The organism is Paenibacillus septentrionalis (genome assembly GCF_042659865.1).
GTDB classification, from domain to species: Bacteria; Bacillota; Bacilli; order Paenibacillales; family Paenibacillaceae; genus Pristimantibacillus; species Pristimantibacillus septentrionalis.
On the sequence record NZ_JBHSTE010000010.1, the window covers coordinates 38,392 to 65,146 of the forward strand.

Genomic DNA, 26,755 nt, shown 5'->3' on the forward strand with positions numbered 1-26,755 from the left:
AGGGCAACAGCATAATGAGACAGCGATCGTTTGGTGACATAACCTTTAATACCTTGAATTATACATTTCTTAGTGCATTGACCTTTGTTTGTATGTATCCTCTGATTCATATTTTGTTCGCTTCAGTCAGCGACCCAGTAGCGTTAATGGCGCATAAGGGAGCGCTTATTAAGCCGCTCGGCTTCACGTTGGATGGCTATAAGCTCGTATTCAAGGACAGCAGCCTGCTTATCGGATATCGCAATACAATTATCTATGTCGGTCTCGGTACGTTGGTCAATATGATTATGACCATTATGGGCGCATTCGTGCTATCGCGCAGAGAGATGTACTTTAAGAACTTTATTATGATTTTGATCACGATCACGATGTTTTTCGGCGGCGGTCTGATTCCATGGTTTTTGCTTATGAAGGACATCGGTCTATACAATAACCTGTGGGCTATGATTCTTCCTACTGCGCTAAGCACCTGGAACATTATTATATTAAGAACGAGCTTTCAGGCGCTTCCACTCGAGCTGGAGGAAGCCGCTACAATCGATGGAGCTAGTCAGGCTAAAATATTGGTGCAAATTATACTGCCGTTGTCCAAGGCGACACTAGCCGTTATCTTTTTGTATTACTTGGTCGGCAACTGGAATTCGTGGTTTAATGCGATGGTGCTTCTTAAGGATCGGGAGCTGTTTCCGCTACAGCTGCTGATGAAGGAGATTTTGGTCGCCAACGATTCAACTGCTACAACGATAGGAAGTGCCGGCGGGGTTGTCATTAACAGCGCCGAAAGCTCAACGGCCTTCCGTGAGCTGGTGAAGTATTGTGCAATTGTTGTATCGACAGTTCCGATTCTAATGGTATATCCATTTTTGCAAAAGTATTTTGTAAAAGGGGTATATGTTGGTTCCATTAAGGGGTAAGACTGGGTCTAGGCTTTGCCTTTGATTCAGTAATAATAGCAATCAATGACAGTAATTAACTGGGGCGAGTCTGAGAACTCTGTCAGACACGTCCTAAACATAATGTGAAAGTGGTGTTCATACATGACCTTGAATCAATCTCATGCAATCGCTCGCTTGGAATATCCAAGACCTCAATTTGTTCGCAGCCAGTGGCTAAGCCTTAACGGAGAATGGGATTTTTGCTTTGATGATCATAACGAAGGAGAGCAGGCACGCTGGTATCAAGCAGAGTCTAATGCTCCGTTTACTCAGAACATCAATGTTCCGTTTGCCTTTCAAAGCAAGCTAAGCGGCATCAACGATCCGTCGTTCCACGATGTGGTCTGGTATCGCAAGTCTTTCGCAGTGCCGAACGAATGGAACGGCAAGCGTATCGTGCTTCATTTTGGAGCGGTCGATTATATCGCTAAAGTATGGGTGAATGGACAATTAGCAGCTATTCATGAAGGAGGACATACGCCGTTCCAGGCAGACATTACCTCGTTTTTGTCGGGTACCGACAATGTTATCGTTGTTCGCGCAGAGGATTTCAGCCGAGATGTGACGCTGCCTAGAGGCAAGCAGTATTGGCGAGAGCATTCGGCAAGCATTTTCTATACGCGCACGACTGGGATCTGGCAGAGCGTTTGGCTTGAACCGCTGTCCGCAGAGCATTTGCATAAGGTCATGCTTACGCCGGATATTGACCGTAATGAAATTCGCATTCGCACCTTTATTGAGGGCTATAGCAGCTCAGAGAATTTCAAGCTGCAAGTCAACGTATCGTATGAGGGCAGCCCAGTAGCAGAGGATGTATACAGCGTCACTTCAGCCCAGCAGCTGCGTTCGATTGGGCTTAATGATTTCACGGAGCATGGATTCGGTCGCTTATGGAGTCCTGAGCATCCGCATTTGTACGATATTTCGTTCCGATTGCTGCGTGGCGATGTTTGCGTAGATGAAGTAGACAGTTATTTTGGCATGCGCAAAGTATCGGTTGAGGCTGGCAAGTGGTGCTTGAACAACCGTCCATATTATCAACGCTTGGTGCTCGATCAGGGCTATTTTCCAGACGGCGTGCTGACTGCGCCAACAGATGAGGATCTGAAGAAGGACGTTGAGTGGATGAAGGAGCTGGGCTTCAACGGCGTGCGCAAGCACCAAAAAACGGAGGACCCGCGTTTCCTCTATTGGTGCGATAAGCTGGGACTTCTCGTATGGAGCGAGGCGGCGAATGCCTATGAGTATTCCGAGGAATATGTAAGACGCTTTACAAAGGAATGGCAGGAAATTATTGACCGTGATTACAATCATCCTTCTATCGTAGCCTGGGTGCCGCTTAATGAGAGCTGGGGCATTCCGAATGCTCTAGCCGACAAGCGTCAACAGCAGCATGGCTTGGCGATGTACCATCTAACGAAATCGCTTGATGAAACAAGACTTGTTGTGTACAACGACGGCTGGGAGCATATGACAACAGATATGCTGACGATTCACGACTACGAAAGCAGGCAGGAAGTGCTGGAGCAGCGATATTCATCTGTTGAATCTACTCTGAAGTTTATGCCGGCAGGCAAACCGTTGTTTGTAGGCGGAGCCAGCTACCAAGGCCAGCCGATTATCATTTCCGAATTTGGCGGTATTGCGTATAAGAAGAGTGAGTGGGAAGGCTGGGGCTACTCTGGAGCAGACAATGAGGAAGACTTCCTTAAGCGGCTAAAAGCGGTCCTTGATCCGATGTTTTCCTCACCAGTCATTCAAGGCTATTGTTATACGCAGCTTACCGATGTAGAACAGGAAATTAACGGGCTGCTTACGTATGATCGTCAGCTAAAAGCACCATTAGAGGCGATTCGCGATATTATGACCGGAAAGTAGACGGAAGGAGGCTTTCATATGTCAGAGTCAATCGAAACAGCTTTTTACAGCCTTGTCGCAGAGAACGGGGCCGATCCGTGGGTGTATAAGCATTCGGATGGCTGTTATTACTTCACTAAAACGACAGGCAGCAATGTCACGATATGGCGATCCCGCACGCTTTCCGGTATTGGCAATGCGCCAAGTCGTGTTGTTTATCCCGAAGGCTGCAACATATGGGCACCTGAGCTTCATTACATTCAAGGCGCATGGTATCTTTACTACGCCAAGGATGACGGGGATAATGTGAATCATCGCATGTATGTGATGGAAAATCGCTCCTCCAATCCACTCGAAGGAGTATGGGAGGAAAAGGGTCAGATTACGGATCATACGAGAAAATGGGCCATTGATGGAACAGTGCTGCAGCATAACGAGCAGCTGTATTTTATATGGTCGGGCTGGGAAGGCGATACGAATGTGAGCCAGTTGATCTACATTGCGCATATGAGCAACCCTTGGACGATAGACTCGCAGCGGGTAGAAATCGCTAGACCAACCTTTGCATGGGAAACGAATCATAACCCGCATGTGAATGAAGGTCCTCAGGTGCTCATTCGTGGCGGCAGCATTCACATCGTGTATTCCGCAAGCGGCAGCTGGACCGATGATTATTGTCTAGGGCTGCTTACAGCTCATGAAACGAGTGACCTATTAGACCCTGTTTCGTGGAGCAAGCTAAGTCAACCTATCTTTCAATCGGGCAATGGCTTGTATGGACCGGGTCATGCTTCGTTCACAACCTCTCCTGACGATACAGAGGATTGGATCGTTTACCATGTTGCCAAGCATCAAGGAGCAGGCTGGAATCGTGAGATTCGCATGCAGCGTTTTTCATGGAATGATGATCATACACCGAAGCTTGGCATTCCAGTTGATCCCGCGACGCCGATTGAGCTGCCATCTGGCGAGTCTGACGTGTCATAGAAGCTATTCATAACCGACTGCTGTTGAGCTAATCCATTGCCTGTTTTATTGAAGGGTAAAGGAGGCTCGATCAGCAGTCGTTTTTTTAGTGAGCCCAGCTTGTCATCCTTGAGGCAAGTATGCCGCACGCTGTTATAATGCTTCGGATAAGCAAATTTGGTAAAAGTCGGTTACTTTCCTTATAATGAAACAAAAGGGAAAGGATGTGCGCAATGAAACTATTAAGCTATTATCAGGATAGTAAGCAGACGCTCGGAGTATTGCTTGAACAGGGTGTGCTTGATGTGAACAAGGCAGCACGTAACGTTTTACCTGAACCAGACGCTCAGCTAGCCGTGACGATTGAGCAGGCGGTCTATGGCGGTGTTGAAGCGCTAAAGCAGCTGCAGGCTTATATTTCTGCTAATTACGAGCAGCTAGCAGCTGACCCCGAGCTATGGCTAGATGAGAAGCAGCTTGCTTATGGCCCTTGTGTGCCTGCTCCAAGCAAAATCATTTGTGTAGGTACGAACTATCGCAAGCATGCAGAGGAGTCAAATATGCCGATTCCGACGATACCGATTTTATTTAATAAATTTCCTAACACGATAGCAGCACATCAAGAGAGCATTCCGCTGCCGTTCAATTCCTCTCAGGTTGATTATGAAGCAGAGCTTGGAATTGTTATTGGACAAGAGGCCAAGCGCGTGTTGAAGGAAGAGGCGTTGGATTATGTGCTAGGTTATTGCAACGTCAATGATTTATCAGCTCGAGAGCTGCAATTCCGTACTCACCAATGGCTGCTTGGCAAAAACTGCGATAAGTTTAGTCCTGTCGGCCCTTATTTGGTCAGCGCAGATGAAGTAGGCGATCCGAATAATTTGACGATACGCTGTCTCGTAAATGGTGAGCTTCGTCAGCATTCCAGCACCTCGGATATGGTTTTTGATTGCAGGGAGATTATCAGCTATATTTCTCAGCATATGACGCTTGTTCCTGGTGATCTAATCCTTACTGGTACTCCTGAGGGCGTTGTATTTAACGGCTTTGACGGTAAGGAATGCCATCGAAAGCCGCATCTGGAATGGTTGAAGGACGGCGATGTCGTGACGATTGAAATTGAGAAGCTGGGCTCGCTCACGAATCGGATGATAAAGGAGCAATAACTGCTCGAATATAGAGATGTCATGTCACTTGGTTTTACTAGAAAGATAGACAATATTGACTTAGGAAACAGAGAACGTTGTTAGCAGGAATGCTTAGGTAAAAGCATTTATCGCTGGCACCGGATCTCTGTTTTTTATTAGTAGTAACCTTATTCATCGAACAAGCGTTCCATTCCATGACGTGACATTGTATAATGACACCATATAAGTAGGTGATGAAATGAGTTGGAAGTTAAGCAAACAGCGCCTGCCTGAGTGGCTAAGCGAGCTGCAGGAGCAGCAATATGTGAAGCGCCAGGTGACGATTGCCGAGCTGTTATATGAAAATGAGGATACCGGCTTTGCCGCGTATGTCTGTATAGAGGATAAACGAACCAGCTTTCGGCTGACGGGCGTATTTCCATTTGCATTGAAGCCGGATCAGAGCTATTGGATAGAAGGCAAGGTCGTTTCCTATAAAGATACGAAGCAGATTGCAGTGGAGCACATTCAGTTCAACCGACCTGTCACAGCTGAAGGCATCATTATGCTGCTGCAAAGCTTGGACGGGCTGGACAAACGAGCTTACACGCTGCTTGAGCATTATGGCGATAGTGTGCTTGAACAGTTAGCAGAGGACCCTCAGCGTATTGCCAGGGAAATATCCGGCATTAGTGTCAAGCAAGCGGAAGAATGGAGCAAGCAGCTTAAGCTAATGGGTGGGAATTTTGATTTGCTTGCTAAGCTGCAGGGCTGGGGACTAAGTCTTAATCAATCCAAAAAGCTGATTGCTGAGCTAGGGCAGCAAGTTGATGCGATCATTGAAAGCAATCCCTATGTGCTCGCCAAAAAAGTAAGAGGCTTTGGCTTTAGGCGCTGTGATCGCATTGCGCAAGAACTTGGCTTCGACATGTCCTCGCGCAGCCGCATGATTGCCGCGGTTCGTTATGTGCTGCGAGAAGCATCCTATGAGGGACATTCCTTCGTCATGCGGGATGAGTTGATAGGGAGAGTCAAGCAGACGTTGGATCTGCCGCCAAATGAGCAAGATGCCGAAGGCATTCGTTTTGACCCGACAACCATCAATGCCCTACTCGAGCAGTTTATTGAGAAGGACAAGCTGAAGCTGGACGAGGGCAGAGTTTATTTGCCAGAGATCTATGTGGCGGAACTGAAGGTAGCAGCGTCTATATTGCGTATACTGCTGCATCCGACGATGGATTTTCCCGATGCAGCGGGTCGTCTTGAGGCATATATGAAGGAAAAAGGTCTGCAGCTGGAGCAGAAGCAGATTGAGGCAGCGCTCACGTTTACTGAGCAGAGTGGCGGGATGTATATTTTGAACGGAAGTGCGGGCTGCGGCAAGACGTTTACGCTTAATATTATTTTGGATATGCTGGAGCAGCAGTATAAAAGCATGAATTTGCCGTTTCAGGTCAATATATATGCGCCTACAGGGAAGGCTGCCAAGGTAGCGGCGAAGGCTACGGGGCGGCCATGTACAACGATCCATCGCGGTCTGAAATACAATCCGCAACAGGGCTTCGAGTATAATGAAAAAGTACCGCTTCCGATTGATTGTCTTGTGCTTGATGAAAGCTCCATGCTTGATATCGTGCTTGCCAAGCATTTGTTCAGCGCGATTCCGCCGCACTGCAAGGTGATTTTCATGGGCGATACGAAGCAGCTGCCAAGCGTCGGTGCTGGCAATGTATTGCATGATCTGATCCAGAGCGGCGTTATTCCAGTTGTTACGCTTGATGTAGTAAAGCGCCAAGGCAAGGATTCAGGCATTGTCGCGAATGCGACTCGGATTATTCAAGGCAAGTCGATTGAGCATCAAGCAGCAACAGGCGATGCCTTCGTTATTGCCCAGCCTGACGCGTCCCGCATGCAGACGACATTGCTTCGCTCAATCGCTCGCTTGATCGAGACGAAGGGCTACACGCTTGAGGATATTCAAGTGCTTTGTCCGCAGCGAAAAGGAGAAGCGGGCACGTATGTGATGAATTGGCTCATCCAGCAGGCGTTTAATAATCGGGCGGAAGAGCTAAAGGTTGAGAATTGTAAATTTACGAGAATCATCAATGAGGATGGAACGACTGAGACGCAGACGCTGTATTTTATGCGTGGCGATAAGGTGATTCACACTGCGAATCAATACGCGATGAAATGGTACAGTAAAACCGAGGCTGGCGAATACATTGATAACCCGGATATGCTTGGCATTACCAATGGCGAGTGCGGTATTATAGAGGAAATTATGATGGTGCAGCGCGGCGAAACGGAGGAAGCCGTTGTTGTCGTTCGCTATGAGGATGGCTATGTGATGTATGCAGATGGGCTGGATGAACTCGACCATTGCTACGCCATGACCGTTCACAAATCTCAAGGCTCGCAGTGGCCTGCTGTCATTATGGTCGTCATGCAGGAGCATGCTCATATGCTGGACAATAGTATTTTTTATACGGGCTATACACGAGCCAAGCAATTTGTATGTGTAATCGGACAGGAGCGGGCAATCCAGTATGCGATTGGTTCATTCAAGCATGCTGCGCGCAACAGCAGTTTAAATGAAAAGTTTATCGTATCCTCGTAAGCTCCACAGTCTCTTATTTATCATGACGCCTCTTACACCGCAAACCTATCATATGATTGAAAAAGAAGAGCTGGCGCTTATGAAACCAAATGCGATACTAATCAATACAGCTCGCGGTGGTATTGTTGACGGAGCAGCCTTGAAGTAGATTCCAGCGACTAGACTACGAAGTCTAGCTTGTTGGATGCATTTCATAGAGCTGCTTCTTATTTTAGTTATTCGTGTACAAAATAAGGTAGCTCATTCCATCAAACATGCTGTAAAATGTAGTTGCAGTTTAATACATAGCTGTTCAAGTATCCTGAATCATAGTCTGATTATATAAGGAGATGGGTGCCGTGTTGTTAAGCAAGGGTGATAAGTTATTATTTATCGGGGACTCGATTACAGATTGTGAACGCAAAAAACCAGAGGGGGAAGGCTTGTTTGGCGCGCTGGGCAAAGGGTATGTATCCCTTGTTGATGCGTTGCTGCAGGCTGTCTATCCTGATTTAGCCATACGTGTCGTCAATAAAGGGACTAGCGGAAATACTGTACGTGATCTGGATGGTAGATGGCAGCAGGATGTGCTCGATCAAAAGCCGGATTGGCTGTCCATTATGATTGGTATTAACGATGTATGGCGTCAATTCGATGTCCCATTTATAAAAGAGTGGCATGTGTATGCAGACGAATATGAAGCGACTCTTCGTAAATTAGTAAGCGAGACAAAGCCGACGGTGAAGGGCCTCGTCCTGATGACTCCATTTTATTTGGAGAGCAATGAACAGGACGGCATGCGAGCGGCAATGGATCAATATGGAGCCATTGTACGGAAAATAGCTGAAGAATTTGATGTCATCTTTATCGATACGCAGGCAGCCTTTAATGTGGTGCTGGAGGAGCTATATTCCGCTACCTTAGCATGGGATCGCGTCCATCCAACCGCTGCTGGACATATGGTGCTTGCACGTGCCTTCCTGGACAACATCGGCTTTGAATGGAAGCGCTCGTAGGTATCCATCAGAAACAATAAAGGGTTGTTCAGAGGGGCAGTTTTTACTGATCAAGTGAACAACCCTTTTTTAATGTAGTAGCTAGTGATTTCATAGAGTTACAACTTTATATCTAATCACCCATTGTAATTGTGTAAATCAAAAAAATCATATACAGAATTTCCTCATAATGGTATGATTTTTCCTAGTTATTATCATAAGGAGGGTACTTATTTGATGAAATTTACACTAAAAAAAGTGCTAGCCGTTTTTATGGTCTTATCTATGCTTGTCGCTGCGGGATGTCAAGCAGTGTCGGGCCTTGATGTGAATCAGGTCATTAAAAATATGACCAAGGTAACGTCTGCTGAGGGCAAATATCAAATGGAATTTAAGCTTCATGTTGATGAGGCGAAGATCATCGAACAAGCATCAGAGGATGATATTGATGCAGTGGCAGCTGCACTGCGCCAATTTACCAATATTAAGCTTGTGATCGATCAATATAAGCTGCAAGATGAAACACATGCTTCGATGAAAGGCGCTTTTATTTTTGGTGACGAATCGAAGGTAGGATTTGAGTTGAGAATGACTGATAAATTGATGGTGCTTTCACTTGATGGTGCAAAACGTTCATTCTCATTTGATTTGACTGGAGAGCAAGAGAAGATCCTTAGAGAGAAATATTATGAATCTGAATATGGGATTAGCTATAGTGAGCTTTATGGTGACGAGCCAACTGCTATGAATGTGGAGGATGAAGAGCTTGTAGCTGCTATTCAGCAGATTACTGATTTGATTACAGATTACAGCATTAGTCGTCTGCCTAATATAGAGCGCTTGAAAGTCGAGACTTCCACAGAGGTTATTAATGGAGAATCCGTACCATTGTTCAATCTGCAAGGTGAGCTAAAAGGGATGGAGCTTTGGAACTGGATAAAAAATCTGATTGATGCAATCTTGAAGGATCGCGAGGAGCTTGAGAAGCTGCTGAATGAAATTTTCACAATTGCACTCGAGCACGAAGAGCGCTTTGCGAGCTTAGGTTTTGGCGCTACTGATCCTTACTTGTACGATGAAGAATACGATGAGTATGATGAATTCATCGATCAAGCTGTAGATGAAGAATCGGATTTATATGGAGTTGAGGATGAGGCTGAGTTGACGCCCGAGGAGCTTAAAGATCAACTTGTAGAAGAGTTAATTCAAGCGCTGCAAGAGCTGAAGCTTTCTATGAATGAGATAGAGACAGAGGATGAAGAGACACTTAAACAGGTTCTTAATGATTCGCTCAAGGTTTCATTCCATTATGGAATTGATACTAGTCTTAATGTTCGGAAGCAGAACTTCTCTATTGATTATCGTTTGGATGAACAGCTTCAAGAGGAGCTAGGAATGCAAGGCTTCGAAGGCTTTACGCTATCTTCAAGCGCTGAGCAATGGAATATTAACGGTGAAGTAATAGCGAATGAGCCTAAAATTTCACTTGGAACAGTTAGTATTGAATCGCTGGAGTACATGCAAGGTTATGAGATTCTTCGTCTATTTGAAGAAGGCTCGTGGATCTATAACATGCTGCGCGACGAAGCACATATTACGGAGCAAACGTATTGGAGCTATGTCGATGCCGATTGGGATTATGCAGTGTACGTGAACAAGCAGAAGCAAGCAATGATTCCTGCTCGAGAAATTATTGAGGAGTTTGGAGGAAAGGTATCCGTTGATAAGGCTAGCAATCGAATTGTGCTTTATGATGATGCAACCAACACTACTATTGAAATTCAGGTTGGCAGCCAAACGGCTATTATTAATGGCGAACAAGTGCAGTGGTCATCCCCTGTACAAACACGCAACGGCATTACATTTGTTCCGGCACGAGACATGGCACAGGCATTAGCCGCTGATATTTTCTGGTCCAATGGTTATCTTGAAATTACAAGAGAGCCATAATCTAATATGATGAATAGCAAGCAGAGTTAATTGCGCTGCACCTCCAGTTGTTAGATATGCCTAGCAATTGGAGGTGTTTTTTATATGAAGCTTGTCGAAGGGCAAGCGTACTCGACAGTAAGTCGAAGTCTGGGCTACCAAATATAGATATTGGAACATGAACGCTCAATAAAAATGCAGACTACTCATACATACATTAATAAAACTAGCAATATAGTATAGTATGCATGGATTACAACAGATATCAGGTATGACAAAGCTAGAATATGAGAATACTGGCTAGTAAAACGAAATGAATGGTTGAAAGGGGCGCAGGCAGACTATGGAATGGATTGTATTAAGCAGCATAGGATGTTGCATTGTTCTGTTTATTTATAGAGAATGTGTTGCCCTCTATATCGCTAGAATTAAAACATCCGGCATTATACTAGAGTCGCGCTCTGTACATTTTTTTCACCAGCACACAGATCGGCGTATGCAACAGCTCGATCGGCTGCTGATTGCAGCAGCAGTAGTAGCGTTTTTTCTGTATAGCTGGATGATCGTTGATAGATGGCGTGCGGGGCTTGGGATTGAGGAGCTTACTGTGCTTGAAATCGGCATCATGCTGCTAGTGTATATTGTATACCCAACACGCAACATTACACATTTCATAACAGAAAAGGGATTGGTCGAGCAGGAAAACATCATGGACTGGAGTCAATTCTACGCGATCTATGTAACAGATGAAGCTGTAGTTCGCAGAATGCTTCTGGTCACCTTTAAAGGCAGATCGAGCCAGATAGAGGGCTATATGTACGATAGAGATTTAGGAAGCTTAAAGCAGCTTGCAGCACCTCATTCGATTATGCTAAGCGAGCTTTAGACGTATTGATAGAAAGAAGATCAACTTACCGGGGCAGGCGCATAAGCGAATCGCTTTTGCACTAGCCTCTTTTTGTGTATGATGGTTGTAATTAAATTGCTGGAGGAAAAACCACATGGAATTTGCCCCATTGCCCCTTGAATTTTACGCTAAGCCCTCTTTGCAATTAGCAGAGCAGTTGGTCGGCAAGCTGCTTGTGAAGGAGACAGAGGAAGGGATAGCAGGCGGTTTTATTGTTGAAACAGAAGCTTATGTGGGGCCGGAGGATCGTGCCGCACATAGCTATAACAATAGACGAACACCACGTACAGAAGTCATGTTTGGCCCAGCCGGCTATATCTATACTTATCAAATGCACACGCATTGCTTGGTCAACGTCGTTGCGGCTCATGTAGGTGAGCCGCAGGCAGTGCTGATTCGCGCGGTTGAGCCCTGTATCGGAATTGAGCTGATGCGGCAGCGGAGAGGTACGGTAAAAGGCGATCGTGAGCTTACGAGCGGGCCGGGGAAGCTGTGCAAAGCGCTTGGTATTACGATGAAAGATTACGGTCATTGTGTAATTGAGCGTCCATTGTGGATTGGTGAAGGGAAAAAATATGAAAGGATTACAGCTGGCCCGCGAATTGGTATTCCGAATAGTGGAGAAGCGAGAGATTATCCGTGGCGTTTTTACGTAGAAAGCAGCCCCTATGTCTCACGAAGATAACGGCTGCAGCCGTTGGCTAACTGCTGCAAACATGCTACGATAATAGCATATATATTAAGACTAGTGAGGTGTGGAGCTTGAGCTATAATTTGGATGAATTAATTGATCGTCGTAATACACGTTCCTATAAGTGGGATCAGGTTGGTCCGTTATTCGGAGATGAGAGCATTTTGCCGCTATGGGTAGCAGATATGGACTTTCCTAGCCCGCCTGCTGTGCAAAAAGTCGTGAAGGAACGCGCTGAATTAGGGATATATGGCTACTCCATTCGAACGAATGAATATTTGGATTCAATAACGGGCTGGTTTGAGCGTCGTCATAACTGGTCGATACAAAAAAATTGGATTATTGATGTGCCGAGCGTTGTTACGACATTAAGCCTGTCTGTTGATTTGTTCACTGAACTAGGAGATGCGGTCGTGCTGCAATCGCCAGTGTACTACCCGTTTTATGATGTCATTACAGGCAATAATCGAAAAGTAGCACGCAATTCGCTAAAGATTGTGGATGGACGCTACGAAATGAATTTTGAGCAGCTAGAGGAGCTGTTCGCTTCTGGGGCCAAGCTGATGCTTCTGTGCAACCCGCATAATCCAGGTGGACGGGTATGGGAGCGCAGCGTACTTGAGCGTTTGGCCGAGCTTGCGTTGAAATATAACGTGATCGTTGTATCGGATGAAATCCATTGTGATCTTACTTTCCCGGGACATCCACATACGCCATTTGCTTCATTGTCTGAAGAAGCAGCTAGCATTACGATTACAGCGCTTGCTGCTACTAAAACCTTTAACCTGCCAGGTTTGCATACCTCATTTGCAGTGATCTCCAATCCCCAGCTGCGTGCCAAATTTGATCAGCGAGTCAAGGTGCTTAGCATTCATATGGCCAGCCACTTTGCGCAGGATGCGGTGCAGGCAGCATATAATGAGGGGGAGCAATGGCTTGAGGATGTTCTTGCTTATGTGAAGCAAAACATGGATGTTGCTGTGGCATATTTGGCGGAGCATGCTCCAATGATTAAGCCGCTTATTTCCGAAGGGACATATCTACTATGGCTTGATTGCCGTGCGATTAGTGAAGATCCAGCGACATTAAAAGAACTGATGCATAAGAAAGCGAAGGTTGCTTTTAATGAAGGCTCTACTTTTGGAGAAGAGGGAGCGGGATGGCTGCGTGTCAATCTTGCTTGTCCACGCTTTGTCTTGGAGAAAGCGCTGAAGCAATTTGTAGAGGCGATAAAGTAGCAGCAATAATAGCAGTTCAATTTCAGAGATCGTTCGGAAAATCAGTGAAAGCTGACAATCTGAACGATCTCTTTCATTTTGTTGTTTCTCTAGAAGGCATTACAACAGAATGGGATCTATTGCTGACCATTTTTATTGCTATGTATTTGATTGTGTAATGACTAGCGGAATTGAGTGGCTCTATTATAATAAGAACTTGAAAAACAAAAACAGCGCGCATCGCAGCTGATAGCTGTAGCGCACTGTTGTTTTTAGTTATCTAATTAAAGTTAATGAGCGGATTCCTCGTGATCGTTGGAGATTTTGAATTTGTCAAAAGCCTTGAATAACAAGCTAAGCGCGATACCGACAACGGTTGCCAGCGACATCCCCGTCATTGCGAAATCCCCGATCTTTAACGTAACACCACTTAATCCGACAACAAGGATGACTGTAGTCAAAAACATGTTGGATGGCTTGGCGTAATCAACCTTGGATTCGATCAGCATGCGGAAGCCTGATGCAGCAATAACCCCGAATAGCAGCAGCGATACGCCGCCCATAACCGCTTCTGGAATATGTGCAATCAACCAGGAGAACTTGCCAAGGAATGAAAGTGCAATCGCAATAACAGCAGCGATTCCAATAACAAAGGTAGAAAATACGCGTGTAATTGCAAGTACACCGATGTTTTCTCCATATGTAGTATTCGGAGTAGAGCCTACAAAGCCCGAAATTAGTGTAGAAATACCGTTGCCAAGCAATGAGCGATGCAGCCCTGGCTCTTTTGATAAATCTTTGCCTACAATATTGCTTGTGACAACAAGGTGTCCAATATGCTCAGCAATGACTACTAATGCTGCAGGCGCTATCGTTGCAATAGCGATCCAGTTGAATGAAGGCGCCGTAAAGGTAGGCAAGCTGAAAAATGGCGCATCACTTAGCCCTGAGAAAGTGTCAATTTTCATAATGATGGATAATACATAACCAAAAATAATTCCGATCAGGATCGGGATAATGCGTAAAAAGCCACGGAACAAGACAGAGCCAAGAACCGTCACTAGCAATGTAGCTGTAGATAGAAAGACGATTTTAGGATCCATCGTCCAAGGAACAAGTGGATCGTGATTGTCTGGTCGAATCCAGCCTGCCATTTTGGCAGCAACCGGAACTAGCTCAAGTCCGATAATCGCGATAATTGCGCCCATTGCTGCAGGAGGAAAGACAACATCAATCCAGGCCGTACCAGCCTTTGCAATAATAAGGGCAACAACCGTGAAGATAATACCGACAACGACGAAGCCGCCGAGTGCTTCTGCATAGCTGCCACCAGCTTCCTTGGTAATGACAGCGGTAGCGGGAGCAAGAAAGGCGAAGCTGGAGCCTAGATAGGCTGGGATTTGTCCTTTACATATGAAAATGTAAAGAATTGTGCCAAGACCATTCATAAGCAAGCAGATGGCTGGGTCGACCCCCAAAATATTCGGCACAAGCACCGTGGAGCCGAACATCGCGAAAAGATGCTGTAAGCCAAGTAAGAATGACATTGGAAGCGCAGGTCTTTCATTTACACCAATTGTTTTGCGCATGGAAAAATTGCTCCTTTAATCTATATTCTTTTTTAATCCTTCATGATTCTACATGAGCAGCACGCATTCGACAAGCATTTTTCTTACTTATTGTTCACAAATTCTTTAAAAAGATTTATACAATCTATTCGTATAACGGTAGACAGCGAAACGATCATGAGTAATTTGCACCCATAACCAGCCTTCGTATACAATGATTATGACAAGTCTTATCGTGAAACGCTGCAAAAGTAGGACAAGTGAGGAGATTACGGATGGAAAATTATCAGATCATTTCGAATCAGGTCGAGCAGTTTAAGCGTCTGAAAGAAGATGTAACAAGAGTTATGATGATGTATCAGTTCGCGCTAAATGAGCTTGAAACGAAAATCGAAATCTTAAAGGAAGAGTTCCAACTGCTGCATGACTACAATCCGATCGAGCATACGAAGTCTCGTGTAAAAGCATTCGACAGCATTATTGGCAAAATTCAACGAAAAGGTCTTCCATTTTCGATTGAGAGCATCCGGCATGGCATTAAAGATATTGCAGGCATTCGAATCACATGCTCCTTTATATCAGATATCTATCATATACAGGAAATGCTGGAGAAGCATTTTGACGTTGAAATCTATGAGTCTAAGGATTATATTAAAAATCCGAAGCCGAATGGCTACAGGAGCCTTCATCTCATTGCTGGTGTTCCTGTCGTCATGACAACAGGTCGTGAAATGGTATGTGTAGAAATTCAAATTCGAACCATTGCGATGGATTTTTGGGCAAGCCTAGAGCATAAAATATTTTATAAGTACAATGAAGCCGTTCCTGCACACCTTATTCGCGAGCTGAAACAGGCTGCTGATGCAGCAAATGTACTTGATCAGCAAATGGAAAGACTGCACAAGGAAATTACGATCATTAAGGAAAAGCAGAGTCATGATGAGCAGGATGAATTTACGAAGCTTATTTTATCACGCGTCGGACAATCAAATTTGAAGCTGCCGCCTATTATTGAGCAGGAACTCCAAAGCGATCAAGACAATGAATCAAAGTAACAAAAATTTTATGCACATACAATAGACAGATGCTAGAATGTTTAGTAGGATAGAAGTCATACTAAAATTAGCATATCATGTGCTAAGCATAGGGGTTGAGGTTGATGTTGCCACTGGGGTCCAAGGTTGTGTTTATTGAGGATCAGTTTGAGCAGAAGCTTCCGATCGGCGAGTACGGGTACATCATAGCATATGACCGCAATGCTGATAATGTATTTGACTATGTTGTGCGTGTCCCTGCGCTGAATCGCAATTTCGCTGTTCCTGAGGAAGATATTGAGCTGGAAGTCGAGCTTATAAAGCAAGAAGCGGAGAAAGTAGAGAAAGCAGCACTTATTGATTATGCACTTGCAACTCATAACGAGAAATTATTTCATTATATTATGAACGGCGAAGAGGAAGAAGCTTCAGAAGAGCAAGAAACAACGCCAATGAATGGCGAGGAATTTATACGCCAGATTAATTTGAAGGCATGGATTTAGGGCGTGTCTAAGAGGACAGCAACGTTACCGAACTTTCGTTCCATGCAAGGCGCGTTTGTGAAGGCGTACCGGGCTACGTCAAGGAAACGGAACGAAGCAGGGGGCGAAAAGGCGGACACTGAACGGGTTTTCAGACATGCACTAGTCAGCTAATCATACGTGCGCAAAAAGGAGCAGTCTCGGCGAATTAAAGCCAGACCGCTCCTTTTCTGTCGTTTCAGGCTGTGGTCATTGCTATATTAGGTTCGAGCAGGATATAATATAAGGCATGAATGTACATACGACTAAGTTTTTTTGACGATTGCCTGCTGAAAAATACGCATCGTAAAGGAAAGAATGGATGAAGGAGAGTAATGGAATGAGCATAACGTTGAAGGATGTAGAACATGTAGCCAATCTCGCTCGTTTAGAGCTGTCGGATGCCGAAAAGTCACAGTTTACAGATCAGCTAAATGCGATTTTGAAATATGCTGAAAAGCTTAATGAGCTGGACACTGATAATGTGGAGCCAACCAGCCACGTATTTGAGCTGGTAAATGTGATGCGTGATGATGTGCAGAAGGAATCCTTGCCAATTGAAAAGGTACTCCTGAACGCACCAGATGAAGAAGATGATCAAATCAAAGTACCAGCGGTGCTTGAATAATTAGAGAAAGTGAAGGGAGGAACTTCTGTTGTCACCTTTTGAATTGAGTTTACAGGAAGTAGGGGCGAAGCTTAGAAGCAAGGAGCTTTCGGTTACGGAGTTAGTCGATGCGTCCTACAAGCGTATCGCTGAAACGGATGATGCGATTAAGGCGTTTATTACATTGAATGAGCAAGAAGCTCGCAAGCAAGCAGGCGAGCTAGATCAAGTGCTTGCCAGCGGAGAGGCGCAGGGCGCTTTGTTCGGATTACCGGCAGGCATTAAGGATAATATCGTTACGGAAGGGCTATTGACGACTTGCGCAAGCCAATTCCTGAAAAATTATAACCCGATCTACGATGCGACTGTTACACGCAAGCTGCGCGATGCAGGAACAGTAACAATCGGTAAACTGAATATGGACGAGTTTGCAATGGGCGGATCGAATGAAAACTCCAGTTATTTTGCAACTCGCAACCCTTGGAACACTGATCATGTTCCTGGAGGATCAAGCGGTGGTTCTGCTGCGGCAGTTGCTGCAGGACAAGTCTATTTCTCACTAGGCTCAGATACTGGCGGTTCGATTCGTCAGCCGGCTGCTTATTGCGGAATTGTAGGTCTTAAACCGACTTATGGACTCGTTTCTCGTTTTGGTCTTGTTGCATTTGCTTCATCACTAGATCAGATTGGTCCATTAACGAAAAATGTAGAGGATGCTGCTCATGTGCTTCAAGCAATTGCGGGCTATGATGCAAGTGACTCAACTTCTGCAAATGTTTCGATTCCTAATTACAGCGAAGCCTTAACGGGAGATGTAAAGGGTCTGCGCATTGCTGTTCCTAAGGAGTTTCTTGGTGAGGGGATCGACCCTCGCGTGAAGGACGCCGTGATGACGGCTCTGAAAACTTACGAATCGCTTGGCGCTACGTGGGAAGAGGTTTCCTTGCCGCATACGGAATACGCAATTGCAACGTACTATTTGCTTGCATCCTCTGAGGCATCCTCCAACCTTGCACGCTTTGACGGCGTTCGTTACGGCGTACGTGCCGAGAATCCGGAAAATTTAATTGATCTATACCGCAAATCCCGCTCGCAAGGCTTCGGCCCTGAAGTGAAGCGCCGCATTATGCTTGGTACATACGCATTAAGCTCTGGCTACTATGATGCCTATTACTTGAAGGCACAAAAGGTTCGTACCTTGATTAAGCAGGATTTTGATCAGGTTTTCGAAAAATATGATCTGATCATTGGTCCAACAGCGCCAACAACGGCATTCCGTATTGGCGAGCAGGTTGGCGATCCGTTAACGATGTATCTTAACGATATTTGTACGATCCCTGTATCGCTTGCAGGTGTTCCTGCCATCAGCATTCCTTGCGGACAAGCAGACGGGCTGCCGATTGGCATGCAAATTATCGGCAAAGCATTTGATGAATCAACAGTATTGCGTGCAGCTCACGCTTTTGAAGGTAATACTGAATTCCACAAGCAGCGCCCAACGCTATAAGCTCTGCGTGATGACGAAAGGATAGATGAAAATGACTACGAACAAATATGAGACGGTCGTAGGCCTAGAGGTTCACGTTGAGCTGCATACGAACAGTAAAATTTTCTGTGGCTGCTCAACTGAATTTGGCGCGCCTGCGAACTCGCATACATGTCCGGTATGCCTGGGTCATCCTGGTGTACTCCCAGTACTGAATCGTCAAGCTGTTGAATATGCGATGAAGGCTGCAATGGCATTGAACTGCCAAGTCGCAGATATTAGCAAATTCGATCGCAAAAACTATTTTTATCCGGATTCTCCAAAGGCCTATCAGATTTCTCAATACGATCAACCTATCGGAGAACACGGCTATATCGATATTGAAGTAAATGGTGAAACTAAGCGGATCGGAATTACGCGTGTCCATCTGGAGGAGGATGCGGGTAAGCTAACGCATATTGATGGCGGCTATGCTTCCTTAGTAGACTTTAACCGTGTTGGTACGCCGTTGATTGAAATTGTATCCGAGCCGGATATTCGTACTCCAGAGGAGGCGAAGGCGTATCTTGAAAAGCTTCGCTCCATCATGCTGTATTGTGATGTTTCTGATGTGAAGATGGAAGAGGGCAGCATGCGCTGTGATGCCAACATCAGCTTGCGTCCATATGGGCAAAAAGAGTTTGGTATACGTGCAGAGTTGAAAAATATGAACTCCATGCGCAATGTGCAGCGTGGTCTTGAATATGAGCAAATTCGTCAGGCTGAGATTTTGGATGCGGGCGGAGAGGTTGTTCAGGAAACGCGCCGTTATGATGATGCGTCAGGCAAAACGTTCTCGATGCGCGGCAAGGAAGAAGCCCATGACTATCGTTACTTCCCAGACCCGGATCTTGTGAAGCTGCATATTAGTCAAGAGTGGAAGGATGCCGTTCGTGCATCGATTCCTGAGCTGCCAGATTCTCGCAAGGCACGTTATACGTCCGAGTACGAGCTGTCCAGTTACGATGCCGAGGTGATTACCTCCTCTAAAAAGCTGGCTGATTTGTTCGAGGAGAGCTTAAGCTATACGAAGGATGCAAAAGGCGCAGCGAACTGGATTATGGGAGATCTTCTTGGTTACTTGAATCAAAACAACAAGGAGCTTTCTGATGTTGCCTTAACCGGACAAGGTCTAGGCGAAATGCTGGAGCTTCTTGCGAAAGGCACGATCAACGGCAAAATTGCAAAAACGGTATTCAAGTCGATGCTTGAAACGGGCAAGCTGCCACAGCAAATTGTTGAGGAGCAAGGACTTGTTCAAATTAGCGACGAAGGAGCATTGCTTGCTATTGTTGATGCGGTTATTGAGCGCAACCCTCAATCGGTTGAAGACTACCGTGCAGGCAAGGAAAAAGCTATTGGCTTCCTAGTAGGTCAGCTCATGAAAGAAACAAAAGGGAAAGCCAATCCGGCGCTAGTTAACAAGCTGTTAGTAGACCGCTTGAAATCCCAGTAAAGCTTTTCCTGGTTGTTGCATATATATAGAAATAGATAACGCGACTGCGCGATTTCGATATGAAATCGCGCAGTCGCGTTATTGTCGAGCTTCTTAATACTTTATACAAAATAGAAGGAGTACACATATGCTGATTGCTTTAGAGAGTCCCTGGTATATTAGTGAAAGTGAGATTACAATTCGATTAGTGATAGCGTTAGTACTTGGTGGTATTATCGGTTTTGAGCGTGAGCAGCATAATCATGCTGCTGGGTTTCGTACCAACATCCTGGTTTGTGTAGGCGCATGTTTAATGATGCTGCTTTCTATTTACGGTTTTTCTGATTTCGTAAACGAGTGGAATGTACGTGTCGACCCGGCACGTCTAGCAGCAGCTGTTATAACAGGAGTTGGGTTTCTAGGAGCAGGTACGATTCTATTTACAGGTAAGAAAATATCAGGCTTAACGACTGCTGCTTCGCTTTGGGTTGTAGCGGCTATAGGGCTAGCGGTTGGCGCAGGCTTTTATTATGCTTCAATCGCCGTGACCGTGATGGTGATCTTGACCTTGTGGCTGTTTAATAAACTAGAGCAGCGTTTTATACGAAACAGGCATGAATATCGCATTCATTTGATCTGTTATGATCATATCGCATTATTAAAAACAGCTCAGGAAAAGCTAAACGAACACAAGGCAACCATGCAAAAGCTAATTCTTTCTGATGCAGATGAGACTGAGGCTGAAGACGCAGTACCAGATCGGAAACTCATTAAGTTGACGATGCTTGTCAATGTTCAACGCAAGCAGAACGATATCGTATCGTTGATTCATGATTTGAAGCAGGTGGAGGGCGTTCGTTGGATCGAGTACGAATAAGACGTAACAATTGGATAATTGCTGGCCTGGCGATCTTACTGCCAGGCCTTGGTCATTGGCTAATCGGCAAGCGGGATAAAGCGATTTTTATAATAAGCAGCTTTCTATTCCATGTAACGCTTGCATATACATTGTTACATATGGTCGTCATTGAGCAGCCGCTGAGCATTGCTTATTTGATGATTGTTGTTCCCTATCATTATTTTTATGCCGTATTTAACAGTCTGCAAACTGCGCATCAGCTGCACCATTATTCCTCGCCGTGGAGGTTGTGGGTAGCAGGCATTTTATTTATCCTAACCATTGCATGCTGGCTTCCTATTGATGAGATGTACCCTGTGGAGCAGCTGATCATTGACCTCTATCCTTCTGTATTGCTAGTAGGCATAGCCTTGTATATGTTGCTCAGGCTGCACAAACAAAAGAATGGCAAGCTGTATATCGCTCGTATATCCGCTGCTATGCTGCTTTTTATTCTCGTCGTCCTGCTCATTTTGCAGCAGCTGGCTCCCATTCAATGGAAGAACTGGTTAGTTGTGCTTCCGATCATTGTGTTGATCGAGCTGCTGGCGTTGGTGCTGTACCAACTTCGTAAGGAAACGAGAGCTGGTTCAGGCTATACGCTGGATATTTGGGGGATATGTACGTCGCTTATACTCGTTTTCAGTTCGTATGTCGTAATGGAATATAGCAATTATCCTGCTCAGCTGCTAGAGAGCTTTCATGCGCCTGTTATTGATCAAGAACAGCTAGACGGGGAGCTTGGCTACCGCTATGAGCTGACTCCGATTAAAGTGCCAGCTAATGAGCTGGACAGCTTTCAGCTTAGACACTTGAACGGGCATGTTAGGATTCAAAGCGGTGATGTGGATGAATTAACGATCTATCCCGTATTGTATGTTCAAGCATCGAATGAGCAGCAAGCGTTGGATGTAAAAGCGCAAACGAGTGTTGATGTGAAATTTACTGAAGGCATCTCAATTGAATCTTCGTTGCCGCGTTATAGTCTCAATCAGTATCCGCGTATGAATTTGAAAATTATCGTTCCGCGAGAGCGCGTTTTTGTTAAGGATATCAATCTGCGAGTGGAGCATGGCGCAATTGTGCTACAGGACTTTGTAGCGTCTAATATGATTAAGGTTGAAACGAATACGGCTGCGATTCATTTGCGATCGCTTATCGGCAAAACGACAGCATCCACCAAGAACGGTTCTATATATATGAATGGTATGGTAGGCGATATTGAAGCGCAAAGCAAAAAAGGCGATATTACGCTCATTCATCCGACGAGGAATATAGACGCAACTGCTCTAAGCGGCAATCTATTCATCCAATCGAAGTATGTAAATGGAAATTGGAATTTAACGGCAACCGTCGGGAGCATGCAAGTCATTCTTCCGAAGCAGGCGAATTACAATGTGCATGCCAAGGTATCTTTTGGTAGTATCAACACCGATTCGCTGCATCAGGAGCAGGTAAAGGAGCTTTCGATGCGCAGCGGAACGGGAAAATACGCGATTGAATTGTATGCATCCGATTACATTTTGCTTAGGGAGTAGATTTGGTCGATTCATTGACAAAACTTTAAAACAAAACGTACAATAGAATTATTATTAAAAAAGAAAGGCGTGAGGGGAATGATTGCCAACGTACAATTGGCGTTAGAACAATTGAAAACGAACGGCGTGCGAATGACCCCGCAGCGACACGCTATTTTAAGTTTTCTGATGGATACAAAATCCCACCCAACAGCTGATGATATTTACAAGGCATTGTCGCCGACGTTTCCAAGCATGAGCGTAGCAACGATTTATAATAACCTGCGCTTGTTTGTTGAAGCGGGACTAGTAAGAGAATTGACCTATGGAGACGACTCGAGCCGCTTTGATGCGGATTTATCAGATCATTATCATGCAATATGTAAAAGTTGTGGATCTATCGTTGACTTCGTCCATCCTCCACTTGTTGAGGTTGAAAAAGCAGCATCAGAAAGCACAGGCTTCGCTGTAGAAGGTCACCGAATGGAGATTTATGGACTATGTCAATCATGCTGTACCAAATCCGAACAATTGAAACATTAAAAAATGAACGTGCAGATCGGCGAGCAATCGCTATTTTGCACGTTTTTAATTAGGAGAGAGAAATTCATATGACAGAACAGCAATTTTCTCCTCGTCGCAGGCGCAGGCGTCGCGGAGGCTTAAACTGGTTATTGTTTATACTCGCATTAGTAATAACGTGCGTCGTTGGCTATATCAAATTAGTTCCTTCATTCGAGCAGCAGGAGATTGCGTATTCGTACAAGCATCCGATTTACTTTAACGGTGAACTGCAGCAGCACGGTGCCTTTATTCAGGATGGGCATATCAAGCTGCCGCTTCCAGTGCTCGAGGAACGATTGGAAAATTCACCGATTTATTATGAGGAAGAAACGAACACCTTGGTGCTGACAACAATGGACAAGGTGTTGCGATTCAAGACAGAATCATTGAATGCTTTGTTGAATGAAAAAAGCTACGAGCTATCGATTACAGCTCAAGTTGAGAATGATATTGTTTACATTCCAGCTGAGCTGATTGAACAGCTTTATGGTCTTCATATTGAGCAAATGAATGACGTAATTGCAGTGTATGACGCTGAGTTCTCTGTTGATACTGCATTAGTTTCCCGCAAGCAGGGAACAGCGCTTCGAACAGAACCGAATATTAAGAGCCCCTATTACCGGGAGCTGGAACAGCAAGAACAACTGCTTGTGTGGGAACAAGGAGAGGGATGGTCCAAAGTACAAACCACAAGCGGGACCATCGGTTACGTGAAGTCCGACCACATTCAATTGGGCGAAGCAATCGTATATACGCCTAACACTGAGAAATATGAGGGGCTTGAGCATGACTTGTCTGGTGAACGAATTAATTTGACATGGGAAGCAATCTACAATAGGCAGCCTAATCTGTCCAGCATGCCTGCTATGGAAGGGGTCAACGTCGTAAGTCCGACCTGGTTCGAGCTTGTGGACGGGGAAGGGAAAATTCAAGGCAAGGCGACACATGAATATATGGAATGGGCGCATAAGCGAGGATATCAGGTTTGGGCATTGTTCAGCAATGGATTCGAACCGGATCGCACAACAGAGGTGCTCTCTAGTACGGAAAAACGCTTTTTCATGATTCAGCAGCTGGTTGCTTTCGCAGAGCTGTATCAGCTGGATGGTATCAATATTGACTTTGAAAATGTGTATACAGAGGATAAAGAAAATCTGGTGCAATTTGTAAAAGAAATGATGCCAATTATGCATGAGCAGGGCTTGGTCGTTTCTATTGATGTTACACCAAAGTCCAATAGCGAAATGTGGTCAGTGTTTTTAGATCGTGAAGCACTTGGCAAGCACGTGGATTATATGATGGTTATGGCATATGACGAGCATTGGGCAGCAAGTCCGAAAGCAGGCTCAGTCGCATCGCTTCCATGGGTCGAACAATCCATCAAGCGAATTTTAGAAGAGGATCAGGTTGCGCCTGAGAAGTTGATTTTAGGGGTACCGCTATATACGCGTGTATGGTCTGAAGAGACGCAAGCAGACGGATCGGTTAAGGTTAGCTCAAAAGCTATTGGTATGTCGAGAGCTAAGGAAATTATCGAGGAGCAGGAACTGACTCCTGTGTTGGATGAAGCAAGCGGTCAACATTATGTAGAGTATATGGAAGACGGAATTAAGCAGCGTATATGGCTTGAGGATGAGCATTCTATAGCTGGTCGCGTTGATCTTGTTCATAAATATAACTTGGCTGGCATTGCAACGTGGCAGAGAACATTTGCAGACAATGAGATTTGGTCTGTGATGGATCGAGAGTTAAACAGGCAGTAAGGTAATGTTTTTGTTATTATAATTTTAATTATTATAGGTGAAGCACCTTCAAGTAATGTGATCATGTCTGGGGATATGGTCGCAACTTGGAGGTGTTTTTTATATCTTGGAGAACCAGGAATGCTGAAGAAATGACTATAGCTACTAAAAACGGGTGTTCCCCGATGTCATATATGATGACTTTACGAGGAACACCCGTTTCGATCTCAGTCGTGCTCATATGAATGTTAATTCATAGCTGTTGAACTGAGTGTGCGGAAGTCGATGATGCTATGTACTAGCGTACAGGAGCCTGCTGTGCATCCTCTGCTTCTGCTGCCGGCATTGCGTTCGCTTGTTCAGGGTCCAGCGTTAAGACCGTTTTGCAGTACATGCAACGATCGGTTTTACCAAGCATTTTGGTCGGACGATTGCACTCTGGACATTGCAGCATAGTAGCGCTTGTGGACATCATGCCTGCCCAGAAATAGATGGCTACACTGATGAATAAAGCAATCATCCCGAGCACTAGGAAAAAGGCGGCAATGATTTTGCCCACATCGCCAAACAAGAGGATTCCTCCTGTGCCAAGGATCATTACTCCCATACCAACGAGTGTGAAAATCATTCCCCATAATCGGAATTCATTAATTTTTGCGGTTTTGAAAAATATGTTTTTCACTACGGTACTCCTTTCTGAAGTACAATCATTAAACTTATTTTGGAAAGACAAAACATTTTAATTGCAAGCAGGAATCAACATAAGATTGTCGAACAACTTTTAATGTCTGCAATTTCATATTATATCGTATATTCATACGATAAGCTATACGGAGGCAGTAGTGGAGGATATAAAAAAACAAATACTTGAAAGATATGAAGCAAGCTCAGAGGTTCAAGGACTTGTGCTGATGCATAACACAGAACGATTTCCTTTTCATACGAATGCATACGTATATTATGTATTAGTCGTATCCTCGCATGAACGTATCGCTCGCAAGGTTGAACATTTGGAGATAGAGCAGGAGCGAGTTTTTATTCGTACGGTCCACACGAGCGATATTGAGAATCCATCTATTGGCGTTAGCCGGTATCATTTGATGGATTGGCTTATTTCTGGTGAGATTATTGCGGATCAGGATGGTGTGCTGCAAAAGCTGAAGGAGCATATTTTACAGTTTCCAGAAGAATTGCGGAATCAACGAAAGCTAAAAGAGTATGCAGGATTCCTTGAGACGCTGTTTCATGCCAAGCGGGATTTAACAGAGGGGAACGCACTCGATGCTTATTCACAAATCTTGGCTTCAATTCACCATTGGGCACATATCGTCTTGATTGAGGAAGGTCTTCATCCCGAATTGACCGTGTGGAAGCAGTTAAGAAAAGTTCACCCAGGCATTTATAAGTTATATGAAGAGTTAATTGCAAGTCCGGAAACGATTGATCAGCGCGTAGAGCTTGTCATGCTCGCTTGTGAATTTTCGGTAATGAGTAAAATGAAAGATTGTTGTACGTACTTGCTGCAAGTAATGAGAGAAAAAGAGGACGCTTGGAGCATTGCGGAGCTGCAGCATCATCCAAAGCTTAGCTATATTGCCGAGGATATTACGTTGGTCGTTCAAAAGCTTGTTCAGGGACAGCTGTTAAAGGAAGTCGCAGCATTCCATAATGATCAGGTCGATGACGTTATAGAGCTACGATATGTTGTTGAATAAAGACTAAGGCAGTGTAAAATACTATACTGCCTTTGTTTTTTGTAGATGTGTGAACGACGATGAAAGAGTTAACTTGTGTTCTTATAATGCATTGCAGTATAACTAAGGTTTTCGACTTTTTTTGCGAAAAGTGTTGACTTCTATTTTCAATTTATGATATATTACATCTTGTCGCTTCGAGCGGTGCAACAAAAATCGAAAAAAACAAATTGAGTTTTTTCGAAAAAAACACTTGCAAAGAAGCAATGAGTTATGATATATTATTCCTTGTCGCCGCAAAAGATTGTGACGATGAATGATGAAAAATAACTTCATATTATAGTGTGAAGTTAGCATTGTTCCTTGAAAACTGAACAACGAGTAAGAACTGCCATCAATCATTCAACCCCGTTGGGTGATTGATAAAAGC

The 26,755-nt window shown here is 44.7% G+C and carries 21 protein-coding genes and 2 pseudogenes; 21 read left to right on the forward strand and 2 right to left on the reverse strand.

What is annotated here, in order from left to right; translation table 11 throughout:
- Positions 1 to 14 precede the first annotated feature (14 nt).
- From ACFP56_RS20960 to ACFP56_RS21010, 11 genes and pseudogenes are all read left to right on the forward strand, one after another.
- A complete protein-coding gene (locus tag ACFP56_RS20960; RefSeq protein WP_379238317.1) occupies positions 15 to 914 on the forward strand; it encodes a carbohydrate ABC transporter permease in 900 nt (299 codons plus the stop codon).
- Positions 915 to 1,037: 123 nt separating this feature from the next.
- The gene (locus tag ACFP56_RS20965) at positions 1,038 to 2,813 is read left to right on the forward strand and encodes a glycoside hydrolase family 2 protein (RefSeq protein ID WP_379238319.1); all 1,776 of its coding nucleotides are present in this window, start codon (positions 1,038 to 1,040) and stop codon (positions 2,811 to 2,813) included.
- Positions 2,814 to 2,831: 18 nt separating this feature from the next.
- Positions 2,832 to 3,767 (forward strand): annotated as a pseudogene (locus ACFP56_RS20970) (glycoside hydrolase family 43 protein); the annotation flags it as partial.
- A gap of 224 nt (positions 3,768 to 3,991) precedes the next feature.
- Entirely contained in the window at positions 3,992 to 4,924 is a 933-nt protein-coding gene (locus tag ACFP56_RS20975; protein ID WP_379238321.1) for a fumarylacetoacetate hydrolase family protein, read from the forward strand.
- Positions 4,925 to 5,144: 220 nt separating this feature from the next.
- A complete protein-coding gene (gene recD2, locus ACFP56_RS20980; RefSeq protein ID WP_379238323.1) occupies positions 5,145 to 7,502 on the forward strand; it encodes an SF1B family DNA helicase RecD2 in 2,358 nt (785 codons plus the stop codon).
- Positions 7,503 to 7,521: 19 nt separating this feature from the next.
- Positions 7,522 to 7,644, forward strand: a pseudogene (locus ACFP56_RS20985) (NAD(P)-dependent oxidoreductase); the annotation flags it as partial.
- Positions 7,645 to 7,840: 196 nt separating this feature from the next.
- Positions 7,841 to 8,497, forward strand: coding sequence for an SGNH/GDSL hydrolase family protein (locus ACFP56_RS20990; protein ID WP_379238325.1), 657 nt, complete (start codon positions 7,841 to 7,843; stop codon positions 8,495 to 8,497).
- Between the two features lie 216 nt (positions 8,498 to 8,713).
- Entirely contained in the window at positions 8,714 to 10,426 is a 1,713-nt protein-coding gene (locus ACFP56_RS20995) for a copper amine oxidase N-terminal domain-containing protein (protein WP_379238327.1), read from the forward strand.
- Between the two features lie 322 nt (positions 10,427 to 10,748).
- Entirely contained in the window at positions 10,749 to 11,291 is a 543-nt protein-coding gene (locus tag ACFP56_RS21000) for a hypothetical protein (RefSeq protein ID WP_379238329.1), read from the forward strand.
- A 115-nt stretch (positions 11,292 to 11,406) separates the two neighbouring features.
- A complete protein-coding gene (locus ACFP56_RS21005; protein ID WP_379238331.1) occupies positions 11,407 to 11,997 on the forward strand; it encodes a DNA-3-methyladenine glycosylase in 591 nt (196 codons plus the stop codon).
- Positions 11,998 to 12,074: 77 nt separating this feature from the next.
- Positions 12,075 to 13,241, forward strand: a complete 1,167-nt coding sequence (locus tag ACFP56_RS21010) for a MalY/PatB family protein (RefSeq protein WP_379238333.1) — start codon at positions 12,075 to 12,077, stop codon at positions 13,239 to 13,241.
- A gap of 269 nt (positions 13,242 to 13,510) precedes the next feature.
- Here ACFP56_RS21010 and uraA read toward each other — a convergent pair whose 3' ends face one another.
- Positions 13,511 to 14,809: a uracil permease gene (gene uraA, locus ACFP56_RS21015; protein WP_379238335.1), complete on the reverse strand. Its 1,299-nt coding sequence runs from the start codon at positions 14,807 to 14,809 to the stop codon at positions 13,511 to 13,513.
- A 254-nt stretch (positions 14,810 to 15,063) separates the two neighbouring features.
- Here uraA and ACFP56_RS21020 point away from each other — a divergent pair, with 254 nt between their 5' ends.
- From ACFP56_RS21020 to ACFP56_RS21060, 9 genes are all read left to right on the forward strand, one after another.
- On the forward strand, positions 15,064 to 15,843 hold the full coding sequence (locus ACFP56_RS21020) for a GTP pyrophosphokinase (protein ID WP_379238337.1): 780 nt from the start codon (positions 15,064 to 15,066) through the stop codon (positions 15,841 to 15,843).
- 104 nt (positions 15,844 to 15,947) lie between these two features.
- Positions 15,948 to 16,325: an ATPase gene (locus ACFP56_RS21025; protein WP_379238339.1), complete on the forward strand. Its 378-nt coding sequence runs from the start codon at positions 15,948 to 15,950 to the stop codon at positions 16,323 to 16,325.
- A gap of 358 nt (positions 16,326 to 16,683) precedes the next feature.
- Positions 16,684 to 16,971 carry an Asp-tRNA(Asn)/Glu-tRNA(Gln) amidotransferase subunit GatC gene (gatC, locus tag ACFP56_RS21030; RefSeq protein ID WP_379238341.1) on the forward strand — a complete coding sequence of 96 codons (288 nt, stop codon included), beginning with the start codon at positions 16,684 to 16,686 and terminating at the stop codon, positions 16,969 to 16,971.
- A 28-nt stretch (positions 16,972 to 16,999) separates the two neighbouring features.
- Positions 17,000 to 18,457: an Asp-tRNA(Asn)/Glu-tRNA(Gln) amidotransferase subunit GatA gene (gene gatA, locus ACFP56_RS21035; RefSeq protein WP_379238343.1), complete on the forward strand. Its 1,458-nt coding sequence runs from the start codon at positions 17,000 to 17,002 to the stop codon at positions 18,455 to 18,457.
- Positions 18,458 to 18,482: 25 nt separating this feature from the next.
- Entirely contained in the window at positions 18,483 to 19,931 is a 1,449-nt protein-coding gene (gene gatB, locus ACFP56_RS21040) for an Asp-tRNA(Asn)/Glu-tRNA(Gln) amidotransferase subunit GatB (protein ID WP_379238345.1), read from the forward strand.
- Between the two features lie 127 nt (positions 19,932 to 20,058).
- Positions 20,059 to 20,787: an MgtC/SapB family protein gene (locus tag ACFP56_RS21045; RefSeq protein ID WP_379238347.1), complete on the forward strand. Its 729-nt coding sequence runs from the start codon at positions 20,059 to 20,061 to the stop codon at positions 20,785 to 20,787.
- Positions 20,769 to 22,346: a DUF4097 family beta strand repeat-containing protein gene (locus ACFP56_RS21050; protein ID WP_379238349.1), complete on the forward strand. Its 1,578-nt coding sequence runs from the start codon at positions 20,769 to 20,771 to the stop codon at positions 22,344 to 22,346. The genes ACFP56_RS21045 and ACFP56_RS21050 overlap by 19 nt, the downstream gene beginning before the upstream one ends.
- Positions 22,347 to 22,424: 78 nt before the next feature.
- Positions 22,425 to 22,868, forward strand: coding sequence for a peroxide-responsive transcriptional repressor PerR (gene perR / locus ACFP56_RS21055; protein ID WP_379238351.1), 444 nt, complete (start codon positions 22,425 to 22,427; stop codon positions 22,866 to 22,868).
- 68 nt (positions 22,869 to 22,936) lie between these two features.
- Complete coding sequence (locus ACFP56_RS21060; protein WP_379238353.1) at positions 22,937 to 24,652, forward strand: glycosyl hydrolase family 18 protein; 1,716 nt, start codon at positions 22,937 to 22,939, stop codon at positions 24,650 to 24,652.
- Positions 24,653 to 24,929: 277 nt separating this feature from the next.
- On the opposite strand, the gene ACFP56_RS21065 is transcribed toward ACFP56_RS21060, so the two are convergent.
- On the reverse strand, positions 24,930 to 25,304 hold the full coding sequence (locus ACFP56_RS21065) for a DUF2614 family zinc ribbon-containing protein (RefSeq protein WP_379238361.1): 375 nt from the start codon (positions 25,302 to 25,304) through the stop codon (positions 24,930 to 24,932).
- Positions 25,305 to 25,473: 169 nt separating this feature from the next.
- Between ACFP56_RS21065 and ACFP56_RS21070 the strand changes: the two genes are divergently transcribed.
- Positions 25,474 to 26,346, forward strand: coding sequence for a nucleotidyltransferase-like protein (locus ACFP56_RS21070; RefSeq protein WP_379238355.1), 873 nt, complete (start codon positions 25,474 to 25,476; stop codon positions 26,344 to 26,346).
- Positions 26,347 to 26,755 lie beyond the last annotated feature (409 nt).

Excerpts from the sequence above, each read along its gene's own strand:
- perR (WP_379238351.1), top strand. The coding sequence starts at position 22,425 with ATGATTGCCAACGTACAATTGGCGTTAGAACAATTGAAAACGAACGGC.
- gatC (WP_379238341.1), top strand. The coding sequence starts at position 16,684 with ATGAGCATAACGTTGAAGGATGTAGAACATGTAGCCAATCTCGCTCGT.
- ACFP56_RS21060 (WP_379238353.1), top strand. The coding sequence starts at position 22,937 with ATGACAGAACAGCAATTTTCTCCTCGTCGCAGGCGCAGGCGTCGCGGA.
- gatB (WP_379238345.1), top strand. The coding sequence starts at position 18,483 with ATGAAAATGACTACGAACAAATATGAGACGGTCGTAGGCCTAGAGGTT.
- ACFP56_RS21025 (WP_379238339.1), top strand. The coding sequence starts at position 15,948 with ATGTTGCCACTGGGGTCCAAGGTTGTGTTTATTGAGGATCAGTTTGAG.
- ACFP56_RS21000 (WP_379238329.1), top strand. The coding sequence starts at position 10,749 with ATGGAATGGATTGTATTAAGCAGCATAGGATGTTGCATTGTTCTGTTT.
- ACFP56_RS20975 (WP_379238321.1), top strand. The coding sequence starts at position 3,992 with ATGAAACTATTAAGCTATTATCAGGATAGTAAGCAGACGCTCGGAGTA.
- ACFP56_RS20965 (WP_379238319.1), top strand. The coding sequence starts at position 1,038 with ATGACCTTGAATCAATCTCATGCAATCGCTCGCTTGGAATATCCAAGA.
- ACFP56_RS21020 (WP_379238337.1), top strand. The coding sequence starts at position 15,064 with ATGGAAAATTATCAGATCATTTCGAATCAGGTCGAGCAGTTTAAGCGT.
- ACFP56_RS21005 (WP_379238331.1), top strand. The coding sequence starts at position 11,407 with ATGGAATTTGCCCCATTGCCCCTTGAATTTTACGCTAAGCCCTCTTTG.
- ACFP56_RS20995 (WP_379238327.1), top strand. The coding sequence starts at position 8,714 with ATGAAATTTACACTAAAAAAAGTGCTAGCCGTTTTTATGGTCTTATCT.
- ACFP56_RS20960 (WP_379238317.1), top strand. The coding sequence starts at position 15 with ATGAGACAGCGATCGTTTGGTGACATAACCTTTAATACCTTGAATTAT.
- recD2 (WP_379238323.1), top strand. The coding sequence starts at position 5,145 with ATGAGTTGGAAGTTAAGCAAACAGCGCCTGCCTGAGTGGCTAAGCGAG.
- uraA (WP_379238335.1), bottom strand. The coding sequence starts at position 14,809 with ATGCGCAAAACAATTGGTGTAAATGAAAGACCTGCGCTTCCAATGTCA.
- ACFP56_RS21045 (WP_379238347.1), top strand. The coding sequence starts at position 20,059 with ATGCTGATTGCTTTAGAGAGTCCCTGGTATATTAGTGAAAGTGAGATT.